The organism is Microcoleus sp. S13C4 (assembly GCF_036700865.1).
Taxonomy (GTDB): Bacteria; Cyanobacteriota; Cyanobacteriia; order Cyanobacteriales; family Microcoleaceae; genus Microcoleus.
The window spans coordinates 1-13,418 of the sequence record NZ_JAUBPS010000110.1 but is presented as its reverse complement, the minus strand read 5'-3'; the positions used below and the strand labels follow the sequence as shown (position 1 = coordinate 13,418).

General features: G+C 44.4%; 10 protein-coding genes, 1 other RNA gene and 1 pseudogene. 7 read left to right on the top strand and 5 right to left on the bottom strand.

Annotated features, from left to right (window positions below; genetic code table 11):
• Nucleotides 1-339 precede the first annotated feature (339 nt).
• Both QT996_RS27055 and QT996_RS27050 read left to right on the top strand, forming a co-directional pair.
• Entirely contained in the window at nt 340-1,086 is a 747-nt protein-coding gene (locus tag QT996_RS27055; protein ID WP_333050444.1) for a dienelactone hydrolase family protein, read from the top strand.
• Between the two features lie 99 nt (nt 1,087-1,185).
• Complete coding sequence (locus QT996_RS27050; protein WP_333050442.1) at nt 1,186-2,085, top strand: S1 RNA-binding domain-containing protein; 900 nt, start codon at nt 1,186-1,188, stop codon at nt 2,083-2,085.
• A 224-nt stretch (nt 2,086-2,309) separates the two neighbouring features.
• Here QT996_RS27050 and QT996_RS27045 read toward each other — a convergent pair whose 3' ends face one another.
• The 3 genes from QT996_RS27045 to purD are packed head-to-tail and all read right to left on the bottom strand — an operon-like array spanning nt 2,310 to nt 5,947.
• Nucleotides 2,310-4,496 (bottom strand): ATP-binding protein, encoded by a 2,187-nt coding sequence (locus QT996_RS27045; protein ID WP_333050440.1) that lies wholly within the window; start codon nt 4,494-4,496, stop codon nt 2,310-2,312.
• 40 nt (nt 4,497-4,536) lie between these two features.
• On the bottom strand, nt 4,537-4,680 hold the full coding sequence (locus QT996_RS27040; RefSeq protein ID WP_333050439.1) for a hypothetical protein: 144 nt from the start codon (nt 4,678-4,680) through the stop codon (nt 4,537-4,539).
• The gene (gene purD, locus QT996_RS27035; RefSeq protein ID WP_333050438.1) at nt 4,667-5,947 is read right to left on the bottom strand and encodes a phosphoribosylamine--glycine ligase; all 1,281 of its coding nucleotides are present in this window, start codon (nt 5,945-5,947) and stop codon (nt 4,667-4,669) included. Before purD ends, QT996_RS27040 begins: the two co-directional genes overlap by 14 nt.
• 338 nt (nt 5,948-6,285) lie before the next feature.
• Between purD and QT996_RS27030 the strand changes: the two genes are divergently transcribed.
• Together QT996_RS27030 and ssrS are read left to right on the top strand one after the other, a co-directional pair.
• Nucleotides 6,286-7,548, top strand: a complete 1,263-nt coding sequence (locus QT996_RS27030; protein WP_333050437.1) for a 5-(carboxyamino)imidazole ribonucleotide synthase — start codon at nt 6,286-6,288, stop codon at nt 7,546-7,548.
• 50 nt (nt 7,549-7,598) lie between these two features.
• A non-coding RNA gene (gene ssrS, locus QT996_RS27025) (6S RNA) lies at nt 7,599-7,786 on the top strand.
• Nucleotides 7,787-8,126: 340 nt separating this feature from the next.
• Here the strand turns inward: ssrS and QT996_RS27020 are convergent.
• Nucleotides 8,127-9,224, bottom strand: a complete 1,098-nt coding sequence (locus QT996_RS27020; protein ID WP_333050435.1) for a M24 family metallopeptidase — start codon at nt 9,222-9,224, stop codon at nt 8,127-8,129.
• 21 nt (nt 9,225-9,245) lie between these two features.
• Nucleotides 9,246-10,331 carry a galactose-1-phosphate uridylyltransferase gene (galT, locus tag QT996_RS27015; RefSeq protein WP_333050434.1) on the bottom strand — a complete coding sequence of 362 codons (1,086 nt, stop codon included), beginning with the start codon at nt 10,329-10,331 and terminating at the stop codon, nt 9,246-9,248.
• A gap of 258 nt (nt 10,332-10,589) precedes the next feature.
• Here galT and QT996_RS27010 point away from each other — a divergent pair.
• The 3 genes and pseudogenes from QT996_RS27010 to QT996_RS27000 form a co-directional block, all read left to right on the top strand.
• Nucleotides 10,590-11,418: pseudogene (locus QT996_RS27010) on the top strand (IS5 family transposase).
• 351 nt (nt 11,419-11,769) lie between these two features.
• Nucleotides 11,770-13,056, top strand: a complete 1,287-nt coding sequence (locus QT996_RS27005; RefSeq protein ID WP_333050432.1) for an acyltransferase — start codon at nt 11,770-11,772, stop codon at nt 13,054-13,056.
• Nucleotides 13,057-13,179: 123 nt separating this feature from the next.
• Nucleotides 13,180-13,418 (top strand): transposase family protein (locus QT996_RS27000; RefSeq protein WP_333050430.1); only part of this gene is annotated, 239 nt, incomplete at its 3' end.

Sequence of the window (13,418 nt, the reverse complement as noted above, 5' to 3'; positions counted from 1 at the left end):
CGTCATTGGTTTTCTCACTGGATGGTCTTGGATTTTACATTCTTTATCTCTATCACATCTTTAAAAAAATGGTATAAAGTCTAGGGTTATCAAAATCTATGTTTGAGCAAATCACAGACAAAATTTATATTTGACCGGGACTAGACCCCAATTAATTGTTAAGAGGGAGCGAAACCGACTTGTTCATAAAAACCTAAATTTTCAATAATTAGCGAATTTTTACCTGCCATATTTGCGGTATTTGCGCTTCGCGGTTACGAAAATATTATTGGCGAATTGCCTAAAAACTCCCCAAATTAACTTAAAATCATTAGAGTGGCATTTACCTTAAAACTACCTATGACAAAAGCCAAAATTAGAACCCAAAACATCACAGTTCCTAACGGGGATTTGCAAATAGCTGCATACCTAGCTCAGCCAACCTCCCCAGGGCCATTTCCCGCAGTTATCGTGATTCAAGAAATTTTTGGCGTCAACTCGCACATCCGCGAAGTTACTGAAAGAATAGCAAAAGAAGGATATGTGGCGATCGCCCCAGCCATTTACCAGCGTCAAGCCCCTGGCTTTGAAACCGGCTACACACCCGAAGCCATCCAAATCGGCAGAGAATACAAAGAAAAAACCACCGCTTCCGAACTTCTGGGCGATATCCAAGCCACCATCGATTACCTCAAAACTCTACCCTCTTTCACACAAGAAGGTTTTGGCTGCATCGGTTTCTGCTTTGGAGGGCACGTCGCCTACCTTGCCGCTACTTTGCCCGAAATCAAGGCTACAGCGTCGTTTTACGGCGCCGGTATCGCCACTCAAACCCCCGGTGGCGGCACCCCCACGATCGCCCGCACAGCAGACATTAAAGGCACTCTCTACGCCTTTTTTGGCACTCAAGACCCCAGCATTCCCTTAGAACAAGTTGACCAAATCGCCGCAGAATTGCAAAAACACAGTATTTCTCACCAAATTTTCCGCTACAATGCCGATCACGGCTTCTTCTGCGACCACCGCGGCAGTTACGACACTACGGCAGCAGCCGACTCGTGGGTGCAGGTGAAGCAGCTATTTCATCAGCAACTTCAACCAGCTTAGAGAGTGGGAGATGGGGAGATAGGGATATGGGGAGAGTGGAAAAATTTTTTCTACTGACGACTGCCAACTAAATTACTGACAACTGACAACTAAACTGACATGAATTCCAAATCTACAGGTTCTCAAAGCGCAAAAGCATCCTTTTCAATGGATGATTTTGCTAAAGCCCTCGAACAGCACAATTACGAGTTCCAGAAGGGACAAGTAGTGCGCGGCAAAGTGTTCGAGTACGACTCAAACGGCGCGTATGTTGATATCGGCGGCAAGTCTTCGGCTTTTTTGCCGATCGAAGAGGCTGCTTTGAGAACAGTAACGGATTTGTCGGAAGTGGTTCCGCTGGACGAGGAACGGGACTTTTTGATTATCCGCGAACAAGATGCAGATGGCCAAGTTACCTTGTCCTTGCGACAGTTACAAATTCAGGAAGCTTGGGAAGATTTAATTGAATTGCAGGAAACCGGTAAAGTTCTTCAGGTGCGGGTTTCTGGGGCGAATAAGGGCGGCGTGACTGTAGATGTTCAGGGAATGCGCGGTTTTATTCCCCGATCGCACTTAGCGCAACGCGATAACCTAGAATCGCTGATCGGTCAATCTTTGACCGTGAATTTTTTGGAGGTCGATCGCGAGCGAGAAAAACTCGTACTTTCCCAGCGGATGGCTACTCAATCGAATGCCTTCACTCAGTTGCAAATCGGTCAGTTGGTGGAAGGAAAAGTCAGCAGCATCAAGCCTTTTGGCGTGTTTGTTGACTTGGAAGGAGTTAGCGGTTTGCTGCACATCAAGCAAGTTAGCCAAAAATATATTGATAACCTTGGAAAGGTGTTTGCTCCCGGTCAACCCCTGAAAGCGATCGTGATTGACCTCGATGAAAGCCGCGGTCGGATTTCGCTTTCTACTCGGGTACTAGAAAATTATCCAGGGGAAATGGTGGATAAAATGGCGGATGTTATGGATACCGCAGAAGAGCGATCGGAACGTGCTAGAAAGACTCTTTCTTAAGTGTTGACGTAATTATAATCCCATCTACAGGAAACAATAGGAATGTAGATTGAACCACAAATATCAGCCGATAAACACAGATAAAATGCTATCGGCGTTCATGTGTGTCCCTCGGCTGATATCTGCGGTTAAAAAATCCCAATCTAACTAATTTGCTTTCTTCTTGATGCCTAATCAACGACAAACAATATCACTATCAACAGTCAACAGTCAACAGTCAACAATCATTCCGGTGCAACCGGAATCGATCTAACATGACTCGCAATTGTTTCACTTTCCACCGTTGCTTCCACTGACCAAGAATTTTCCATCTCTACTGTTTGTTTCGGCTGATAAACTGCCAAGTCGAACCAGAAAGTCGTACCCACATTAACTTCGCTAACTAAATTAATTTTAGTGTGGTGCTTGTCAATAATGTTTCTGACAATAGAAAGACCTAATCCTGTTCCTTCTAAAGTGTGTACTCGGTTTTCTACCCGGAAAAAGCGATCGAAGATTGCTTGTTGGTCTTCGGGATCTATGCCAATTCCAGTATCAGAAATTTCGATCCGCACTACCGGAAAATGTTTGGCATCCGGTGACAATTTTTGGTTGAGGGATTGAGCGTCTTTGTGGGTGGGCGCCTCCGGATCTAGCACATACGCTCGAATTGCTACCTTGCCGCCAGACTGAGTAAATTTTAAGGCATTTCCTACTAAATTTGCAAATACTTGCAGTAACAAATCGTAATGACCTAAAGCAGGCGGCAAATACGGGTCAACTTCTTGCTCTAATTCAATGCCTTTATCCTTAGCATTTAACTGATAAGTCCGCAGGGTTTGTTCCACAGCTTGCGGGAGGTCAACAGCCTCCAATTGATAAACTCGGCAGGATTCCAGTCGCGACAAGTCTAATACGTCGTTAACTAAACGAGTTAGTCGATCGGTTTCTCGATTGGCAATTTCTAGGAATTCCCTGCGCTCGCTTTCTAGAAGGTCTTCTCCGTACTCGTGGAGAGTCTCGATAAAAGATTTGATATTAAATAAAGGTGTTCTCAATTCGTGAGAAACATTGCTGATAAAATTGCTTTTAGCCTCATTTAGTTCTACTTCCCGAGTGATGTCCTGCACTGTCATTGCAATGCCTTTGAGACTTTCTCGGTAATTCCCCGAACCTTGATGCTTGGAGGTTTGCTCGTAGAAAGTACACTCTACAGCTACCGGGCGTTGTGGTTCGGTACAGGTATCTTCCTCATGGCGGATGCAGCTTTTGCACAGCGGTTCGGCACCGGGCGCTTTGTGCAGAATGACTGTAGTTAAAACAATCCGAATTGTACGGTTAACTGGTTCGCTCAGAGAGATGCGAAATTCGCCGCCTTCGCGATCGCCCGCAGCTATTTCCTGCAAAGGTCTCGCCAAGTCCTGCTGCACTTCCGAAGGCAAAATGTTAAGAACATTTACTCCGAGCGCATTTTTACCTTCCCATCCAAAAATCCGCATCCCCGTCGGATTAACTAAAATTACCTGCAAATTTGCGTCTAATAAAAGCGCGCCATCAGCAATCGTTGAAACCAAAGTTTCTAACTTCGCTTTTTCCGCTGTCAACTCTTCAATATTTTGTTCTTCATAACTTTCTAGTTTCTGGGCCATCTCGTTAAAACTGCCGATCAACTCGCCCAATTCTCCACCCAAAGGGAGGTCAACTCGCTGCTTAAAATTTCCGGTGGCGATGTTTTTGACCCCAAAGACTAATTGTTTGATCGGCTGAGTAATTGTCAGGGCATTAAATACAGCCCCCAAAATTACCATCACCCAAATTGTGACAAATACTGCTAAAGTGACATCCCTAGTCAGATTTGAAGAGATAACTGCTGCGGGATTGGGGTTAATGCCGATCGCCAAAACTCCCAAATATTTGTCTTCATGAATTAACGGCACAAATACATCGGTAACTTCTCCATCCGGCGTCAAATGCTGCCGCACCAAAGGCAAAGAAGTTAAATTTCTCGCCTCAATATCGGCGAGAAAATTATCGGGAAGTTTGATCTGGCGGCGCAGCGTCAGGGAAGTTTCCACCTCGGATTCCGAAAAAGGTATCCCCAGGAAAATATCCCCCGCTTCGTCTGCGTAAAGCATATAGCGGACGCTGGAGGTGCTGCTGTAAAATTGGCGGGAAAAGCGGGCGACTTCGGAGCGATCGTTTTTGGCAATCAGCGGCGCCACATTTGCCGCCAACAGCAGGCCCAGGTCTCGGCCGTAGCGAGTATCGTTAAGTCGGGCGTCTTGCTGGATAGTATTCACGGCCCAGAATGTCAGGCCACTCATAATTAACGACACTACGAGGGTAGCACCGGCCATCAGGCGGGTCTGGAGGGTAAAATCCGACCACCAGCGGGCAATTATTTCTCCGATTTTGTTTAGTATGGCCAGCATTTCACCAGTTCACCCGTTCAATATTAAAAGCAAGATCAATTCAGTTGGCTCCCGATCGAATTTTCTGCTGCGACTTGTCCGCTACCGCCACCGCAGAGATACCAAACTTCATTGTTACATTTCTACATTGAGATTGCTTGGCTTTCGGATGGCGGCCGATGTCGCAATTCCTAATTTTTATCACCCAGAGCTCTGCGACCGATGTCTCGACGGCAGTAGACGCCTTCAAATTGGATGCAATCAACTGCTGCATAAGCTTTGGAGATAGCTTGTTCCAAAGTTTCTCCCGTCGCAGTGACGCCCAAAACACGACCGCCGTCGCTCACCAACTGCTGCTGCTTCAACTGGGTGCCGGCATGAAACACTTCTGCTCCTTTGGCTTCGGCTTCCTCGATACCTGTAATAACGTTGCCTTTTTGATAACTTCCAGGATAGCCCCCAGAAGCCAAAACTACGCACACAGAAGCCCCCGACTTCCAGCGAATAGAATATTCACCGAGACGCTGCTGACAGCAGGCCAGCACCAAATCTTCTAAAGGAGTTTCCAGCAGCGACAAAACCGCTTGAGTTTCGGGGTCTCCGAAACGGCAGTTGAATTCTAAGACTTTGGGTTCTCCGTCGGGGGTAATCATTAAACCTGCGTAGAGTACACCCCGATAGTCGATTTTGCGTTTTTGCAGTGCTGCGAGGGTGGGTTCGAGAATTTCTTCTTGAATCCTTTCCATAAGTTCCGGGGTGACAATGGGCGCTGGGGCGTAGGCTCCCATACCGCCGGTGTTGGCTCCCTTGTCGCCTTCGCCGATCGCTTTGTGGTCTTGGGCCGGCAGCAACGGTTCCACTGTGATGCCGTCGGTGAGGGCGAGAATCGAGACTTCTTGACCTGTTAAGAATTCTTCGACAACGACTCGGATGTTATCGGTGCCGAATTCGCCTCGGAAAATTGTGTTGATGGCGCTGTGAGCCATTTTGACGGTGGTGGCAACGGTGACTCCTTTGCCTGATGCGAGTCCGTCTGCTTTGATAACTATCGGGGTTCCTTGTTCCAGAACGTATGCTTTTGCTGCTTCTGCGTCTGTAAATACGGCAGCTTTGGGTGTGGGGATGCCTGCTTGGAGCATCAATTCTTTGGCCCAGGATTTGCTGGATTCAATTTGGGCACCGGCTTTGGTGGGCCCGAAAATCATGAGTTTTTTCTGGTGGAAATAGTCGGCGATGCCTAGCGATAGGGGCAATTCGGGGCCGACGATGACTAATCCGATGTTGTTGACCATCACAAAGCGTTCGATGCCTTGGAAGTCGTCGATGTTGAGCGACAGATTTTGACAGCCTGGGGTGGTAGCTGTGCCGCCGTTGCCCGGTACGCAGAATACTTGTTTAATCCGCGTAGATTCTAGCAGTTTTTTTGCGATCGCGTGTTCGCGACCTCCGTTTCCCACAACTAAAACTTTCACAGTATCCTCACCTATAAATTTTGTTCCCTGAATGTCTGATTTTCAGTGTTGGCATCTGTCTATCTGCTTTTTGCAGTGCTGTCAATTATGCCATGCTTGGCGCTAGGGAATTGCTAGATGTGGCACTTTTCTGGAGGAGTGGGGTTCGACGCCTGTTTCTCAATGGCTCGGATCGTGCAAGAATTAAAGACTTTAGCAGCCCAATTTTTCTAGGTTCTGCCTCGATTTAATCATGCAATTAAAACTATTTTTTGGCTTTGAACTCTGCAATTACTGTAATTCATCCTGGGGCAAATAGCGATAAGATAGGCAGGTTGACTTTGCGAAATTTTACTCACATGAAATCAAATCAAACCGCTGCGAGTTCGTCTGCCAAATTTAAGCGGGTGGGCGTTGTCGGCGGCGGCCAGCTAGCTTGGATGATGGGGGATGCTGCTAGGGCGCTAGGTATTGAATTGGTAGTGCAAACTCCCCATGCTACTGACCCGGCAGTTTCTGTTGCTGCTGGTACTGTTTTGGCCGCTGTTGATGATGTTTTGGCTACGGCTGCATTGGCGGATGACTGCGATGTTATTACTTTTGAAAATGAGTTTGTGGATTTGGATGGTTTGCGGCCGCTAGAAGAGCAAGGTGTGTTATTTCAGCCGAGTTTGTCGTCGCTTTCTCCTTTGTTGGATAAGTACGTTCAGCGCTGTTATTTACAAAGTTTGGGTTTGCCAACTCCGAGGTTTTGGGAATGGGATGGCAGCGCGGATTTGCCCCCAGAATTGTTTAAGGCGGTGGCGATCGACTTTCCGGCAATTTCTGTTTCCGACAGCGTGCAGATTGAAGGAGACTCGAATGTTGGATCGATCGACTTTCCCTTTGTCGTCAAAGTTCGCCGCCATGGTTATGACGGCCAAGGTACTTTTATTGTTAAGGATCGAGGGAGTTTTGAGTCAATTCGTGCTAAACTCCAAGGTCAGTCTTTGCTAGTAGAAGAGTTTGTGCCGTTCGATCGCGAGTTGGCTGTAATTGCAGCTCGATCGGCAAATGGCGAAATTGCGATTTATCCGATCGTAGAAACGCAACAGCAAAATCAAGTTTGCCGCCTGGTAATTGCACCTGCTGATATTAGTTTAGATGTGAAAACAGAAGCTTGTGCGATCGCCCGCACTCTCCTCAACAGCTTAGAAGCTGTCGGCGTATTCGGCATTGAATTATTTTTAACCGCTGATAATAAGCTGTTAGTCAATGAAATTGCACCCCGCACCCACAACTCGGGACATTTTACGATCGATGCCTGTCAAACTTCACAATTTGAACAGCATTTGCGCGCAGTTTGTCAACTGCCTTTAGGCAATTCGGATCTGCACTGTGCAGGCGCTGTAATGGTAAATTTGCTGGGCTACGAGTCGGCTGAGTCCGATTATTTAGCAAAAAGAAAACAACTGGCACAAATTAGCGGTGCTTTTGTACATTGGTATGGTAAGGAAGTATCGCGTCCGGGCCGCAAACTCGGTCACGTTACAGTTGTGCTCGACGCGGACTTGGTGGCTCAGGGGCGATCGTCAGCAGAGGATCTCGCTCAAACCGTTGAATCTATCTGGTATGCAAGTTAAATTGCTCGAAGCTTGCCAAAATCTGGTTAGTTGGTATATATTAAATAAAGGTTCTACTGCGACGTTGGTGACTGCCAATAATGTTTTTTTGATCTATAACTCTTAACTCTCGGGAATCAAGATGTTTGGACAGCAGTAAACTGGGCTTGTACCCAGAAACTTTAAGTCCGAGCCAACGGTACCCACCTGGTAAAATACCAGGTCAAAAGCTGAGGTAAGACGGCGTTGCGGGGAACCATTAAAATTCTAATTGAGATAGGCGCTGTGAAATATGGCTAGCCTATTTTTTTTTGAGATAAACGCCTTTACTCATACTACATCTTCAAGTTGTGCCTAAACTCCTCTAGGCAGGGGTATTTCATTCTAAATAATGCCTTAGCCATGAGATCGTTGCCGGTGGCATCGGAAGGAATAATAAAATAGAGCCCACAGTCAACACTTAACAATCATTCAGTTTTTCCACTGACAGTCACTCGTCAACAATCATGAGGAGTGCAACCGGAATTGATATGACTTGTCGATCATCGCGCCTGAGATAAAAATAGATCGATAAGTTAAATTGACTACGGTCGATCGTCTCATATTTCCAGCGGTACTGGCCGCAACCTTCCCGCTACTTCTACACTAGGCCAATTCGGATCAAAAGTCAAATTTTCCAACGTTCCATCGCTGTGAATTAAAAACGTATCCTCAATTTTTGCTCCCGACAAACTCGGATTCCAAGCCACAGCCATATTTTCTGCCAAAATATCTGAAGTAGACGGATTCGCCACAATTTCCCGCGCCAAATATCCGGTAGTTCCGCCTTGATGGTGTTCCGCAATTGCTTGAGGATATCCGTGCTCTTCGTAAGCAGTTTTAAGCGTATCATAAACCGAATTCAGCGATACTCCGGGCCGGCACGAATTCAGCGCGGCGGCTTCAATTTCTCTGACTTGTCGGTGCAATTCGGAATGCTTTTCCCCAAGAAAATCGAAACAGACAAATCTGGTTAAATTTGCATACAAACCCCATCCCCTCGCACAAAATACTAACATTGCTTGTCGTCCAATTTGTTCGGCGGTTGCTGTGGCGTGGCGGTACAGCGGCAAACGCCTTTCTCCAGCAACTAAGGTAAGTGCTGGATGCAAACCTCTCGCCCACAAAGCCTCTGCACCGGCTCCCGCTAGCTGATATTCTGTCCATGTTGGTTTTGCTGCGGAAAGCACCTCTGTCATCGCTTCGCTGGCTAAACGCCCGACTCGCCGGTATCGCTCTAATTCGCTTAACATCATTGTCTGTTTGCGGGATTGTAAAGATGCGATAGTTGGCATTTCTTGGAAATTTGGCCGATCGCTCATGACGTTACCGCCACCAGTAATTTTTTTGACGAAAGCTTCGCGCTGTGCAACATCCGCCCAAGGATAGATGTACATTTGAAAGTTGGCTGGCAATTCCTCGTCCTGCAAGCGCTGGGCTTCGATTTCATCGGTGAGAACCCAAGCGTTTTCGGCGGTAATTAATATTTCTGCAACTCCGGTTTCTGCGGTTAGCAATACTGTATGGGAACCGCCGGCTGTGGCCCAGGCAAACCAGTCTGTACCGCGCAAGCGAAGAGCGATCGCTTTTGTTTCGGTTAAGGCTTTGCGGATGAATTCGAGTTTTGTATCGACTTCTTGGTTGAATGAGTTTATCATAATTGACCCCAAATCTAAAATCTAAAATAGATTGACAGATACGGCTTGCAATTCTTTAGCTTTTTCTTCGGGTAAAGCGTCGTTGGCAAACATTCCGGCGGCGAGTTCGGTTCCTGCTAGGTATTTTAGCCGGTCGCTCGATCGATAGGGCGGATAAAATTGGGCGTGCAAATGCGCTTCTGGATGGGGTTTCCCGTCTGTGGGCCCTTGAAACCAAGCCATCAAATAAGGAAACGGGCGATGCCACAAACCGTCATATTTGAGGGTGACTGTTTTTAAGGCCTTAGCGAGTGATTGCCGCTGTTTTTCCGTCAAATCCATAAAGGTAGCAGCGGGGGCTATCGGAGCAATCCACACTTCGTAAGGGTAGCGGGCACAAGCGGGGACAAAGGCGATCGCCTCTTCGTCTAAATAAATAATTCGCTGTTTGTCAGCAATCTCTTTTTGAATCAAATCTTGCAGCAAACCGCTACTGTTTTTTTGATAGTAAACCGATTGACATTCTAACATCCGTGCCGGCACCGGTGGCACGAACGGATAAGCGTAAATTTGACCGTGTGGATGGTGCAAAGTTACTCCGACTTCTACGCCGCGATTTTCAAAGGGCAAGACGTATTGAATTTCGGGATTGCTGCCAATAACTGAAGTGCGATCGGCCCATACTTCTAACAGCAATTCCAAGTGAGATAACTCCAAAGAACCCAAGGAAGACAGCGGATCTTGAGTGAAAACAACGACTTCGCAAATGCCTTTGGCGGGCAAAGTTTCTACAATATTTGCAGGTGCGTTTTTTGCTTGCAAAGTCATCGAGGGAAAGCGGTTGTCAAACACTGCTACATCGTAATCTCCCGGCGGCAATTCTGTCGGAAACTTAGGGTTAATTGTAGCTGCTAGCGGGTTGTATTCCGGCGGCGGCATGAAAGTTCTTCCCTGACGGTGGCTGGCGTATGCTACCCATTCCCCCCGCAAAGGATGCCAGCGAAAGTGAGGGTTTGCCTCTACTGGTTCATTGCTGGGACTTACAGCCGCGATACCTTCTGGGATTGGGTAGCGGCTGTACAGTGTGAGTGGGCGGCCGTCTGGTTTTAGCAATTTTTGGGCGTACATTTTTTGTAGGGGCGGGCGATCGCTTTTAATATATGTTAGGAGTATAACTTCGTGCTTTGAGACTCCGCCCCTACCTAAAGTCGCAAATTATATTAACAACTTTACTTTGCAGTACCAACGTCAGCCGACCGTCCGCAAGTCCCCCAGGGGTGGAAACCCACCGGGTTTTTAGCTAAAGAGCTCGCTATGAGGACTAATAGACCTCTTGCGAAAGTGCGATCGCTTTGGTAAAACAAAAGAAAAAATTAGCTTAATAATATGAATTACGAACAATTACAAAAGTTAACCCCCAAAGGCTTTAAACGCTACTGTGGAGTAAATCAAGAGACATTCAAAGAGATGGTAAAAATAGTCGAAGCGGAAAAAATATTTCAAAAAAAATTAGGAAGACCAAGTAAATTGTGCGTAGAAGACCAAATATTAATGACATTATCCTATTTGCGAGAATATCCTATTTTTATCTGGAAATTAAATGGGGTATTAATGAATCAAGTGCTTATAAAATTGTAATTAGAACTGAGAAAGTTTTAATCCAATCAGGTTTATTTAATTTACCTGGTAAAAAAATCTTTGTCTAAGTCAAAATGAGATAGAAACTGTAGCGGTAGATGTGTCAGAGCATGAAATAGAGCGTCCCCAAAAAAAGCAAAAGAAATATTATAGTGGCAAGCAAAAATATCATACAATAAAATCGCAACTTTTAGCCAACAAAAAAACGGGAGAAATAATATGTACAGCTTTTAGTAAAGGGAAAACGCAGGATTTTAGTTTGTTTAAAAAAAGCAAAGTTCGGATGAATAAAGAACTTGAATTGTTAGGTGATAAAGGTTATCAAGCAATTAAAAAGATTCATACTAATAGTAGAACACCGCTCAAAAAAATCAAAAACAAAAAACTGAGTCCAGCCGAAAAACTTTTCAATCGGCAACTAGCAAAAGACAGAATTATTATTGAAAACATACATCGAACTTTAAATATATTTAGAATACTTTCCTCAAGGTATCGGAATCGAAGAAAACGCTTCGGATTAAGATTTAATTTGATCGCTGGTATTTATAATTATGAACTTTCTTGGAAGACAAACTAGCGATATCCTAAGACTTTCGCAAGAGGTCTATTGTCCTGGTTGGAAGGTAGCGATCGCCCGTGTTTGGTTGACAACGTGCCAGCAGTTGTGCTAAATTTGGCATGAGGCGAAGTTGGAACGAATTATAGATAGGGTTTGAGTAGCAATGGATACTGTTGGCGAAAGTATTACAAACAGACAAACAAAAGTGTTACAACTAAAAGCCGCAACTACAGATTGAAGGTTTGAGCCTTTCGTAATACGTAAAAATACAAATATGTATTACATTCGCCAACATTATCAGCGGCTACACAGGGTGGTTAATCTAATAATGATTCGATTCACTACTATTAGAGTTAATTAAGGAAGTTGATGCAACCGCCTAGTAATTTGCCCACTCCTAAGAAAATTATTTATCTAGACTATTTGCGCCTATTCGCTTGTTTAGGAGTTTTTGCCTGCCACTTGTGGGTAGGAGGAATTTTACCTAATGCAAGCAATGTTACTAAAAACCTGAGCAATCTAGCTGATGAATGTCTAGGCATTAAAGGAGACTCTTTGTATCGATGTGGTTTTGACAGCCTTTTTCTGTTTCCTAGTAATAGCGGGGATCACCTCTTATTTAACTTTTTTAACTTTGTATTTGGACTAGGTTATCAAGCAGTTCATCTTTTTTTCATTCTAAGCGGTTTCGGATTAACCCTCTCCGCGCTTCTTGTGGAAAAGAAGACTGATCGCATCCGTTGGTTTGGTTTTATTAAGAAAAGATTCATCAGGTTATATCCATCATATTGGCTCATTTTAGCAATTTATCTTCTCCTAAACTTCTTTCAGTATAACAGCTTTCTAGGATTACTTAAAACCTATGTAAAAGGTGCCATATTTCTTGATGTTATTCCTGCAACCTGGTACATCCCTATTCTTTTGCAACTTTACTTACTCTTTCCATTCCTCTTCTATTTTCTTAAAAAGCTATCTATAAAAAACTTTTTACTTCTTAGCCTACTGGTTAAAACAGTGAGCAGCGCAATTATTATCACTACATCGTTACTGGCGTTTGATAAAATTTTAGGGTTTGGCTATGGAGGACTTGCCCCTGGAGGAATTGCTTTAACTAGATTGTTTGAGTTTTGTTTTGGAATGGCGATCGCAAAACACTGGTTTACTCATGAACGTTCTGTTGATGCGTTTACCGTATTTCAAAAACCTAAGGCAATCATCTTGGGAATTTTCCTAGAATGTTTAGGCATTTTTCTTTCTTTGAAGTACACTGCAATACGCTTTATAGATCATGATATCCCTGTCGGTCTCTTTATCTCTGATGCCTTTATAGGCATTGGAATTTTTATTATTTCTCTAAACCTCGTATTTCTAGTTGATGGTTTGTTAAAGAGCAAGAGTAAGGCGTGGCTTGATTTAATCAGTAATGGAACCTACGAAGCATACCTAGTCCACAGCATAGTATTAAGCTATTTCCTAACTTTATTGATTAAGCCTTCACTGCAATTTTTAAGCTCCACCGCCAGCTATCTCATAGTCTGCCTTTTATATTTGATAATTCTTCTAATCTTTTCCTCCCTAACTTTGTCTCTAGGTTGTTGGCTATTTAACCTCAAATCATATCTACTTCAAAAGTGGTCTTTGCTATTTAATTCCTAGTTGTTGTAGACCGCAATCATAATCGTTTGGAACCACAGTCAAGTTTTTTTGAGACTACATTAGACCTCTTGCGAAAGTGCGCGCGTTCTAGGTAAAATAAAAGAAATAATTAGCTCCCATAAGATGAATTACGAACAAGTACAAAAGTTAAACCCCGCCGACTTTAAACTGTACTGTGGACCACATCAAGAGACATTCAAAGAGATGGTAAAAATAGTCAAAGCAGAAAAAGTTTTTCAAAAAAAATCAGGAAGACCAAGTAAATTGTGCGTAGAAGACCAAATCTTAATGACATTATCCTATTTGCGAGAATATCCTACTTTTTTTCATTTGGGAATTAAATGGGGTATTAATGAATCAAA

Coding starts and splice junctions, on each gene's coding strand:
- QT996_RS27045 (WP_333050440.1), bottom strand. CDS start 4,496: ATGCTGGCCATACTAAACAAAATCGGAGAAATAATTGCCCGCTGGTGG.
- QT996_RS27020 (WP_333050435.1), bottom strand. CDS start 9,224: ATGATAAACTCATTCAACCAAGAAGTCGATACAAAACTCGAATTCATC.
- QT996_RS27055 (WP_333050444.1), top strand. CDS start 340: ATGACAAAAGCCAAAATTAGAACCCAAAACATCACAGTTCCTAACGGG.
- QT996_RS27030 (WP_333050437.1), top strand. CDS start 6,286: ATGAAATCAAATCAAACCGCTGCGAGTTCGTCTGCCAAATTTAAGCGG.
- QT996_RS27050 (WP_333050442.1), top strand. CDS start 1,186: ATGAATTCCAAATCTACAGGTTCTCAAAGCGCAAAAGCATCCTTTTCA.
- QT996_RS27005 (WP_333050432.1), top strand. CDS start 11,770: ATGCAACCGCCTAGTAATTTGCCCACTCCTAAGAAAATTATTTATCTA.
- galT (WP_333050434.1), bottom strand. CDS start 10,331: ATGTACGCCCAAAAATTGCTAAAACCAGACGGCCGCCCACTCACACTG.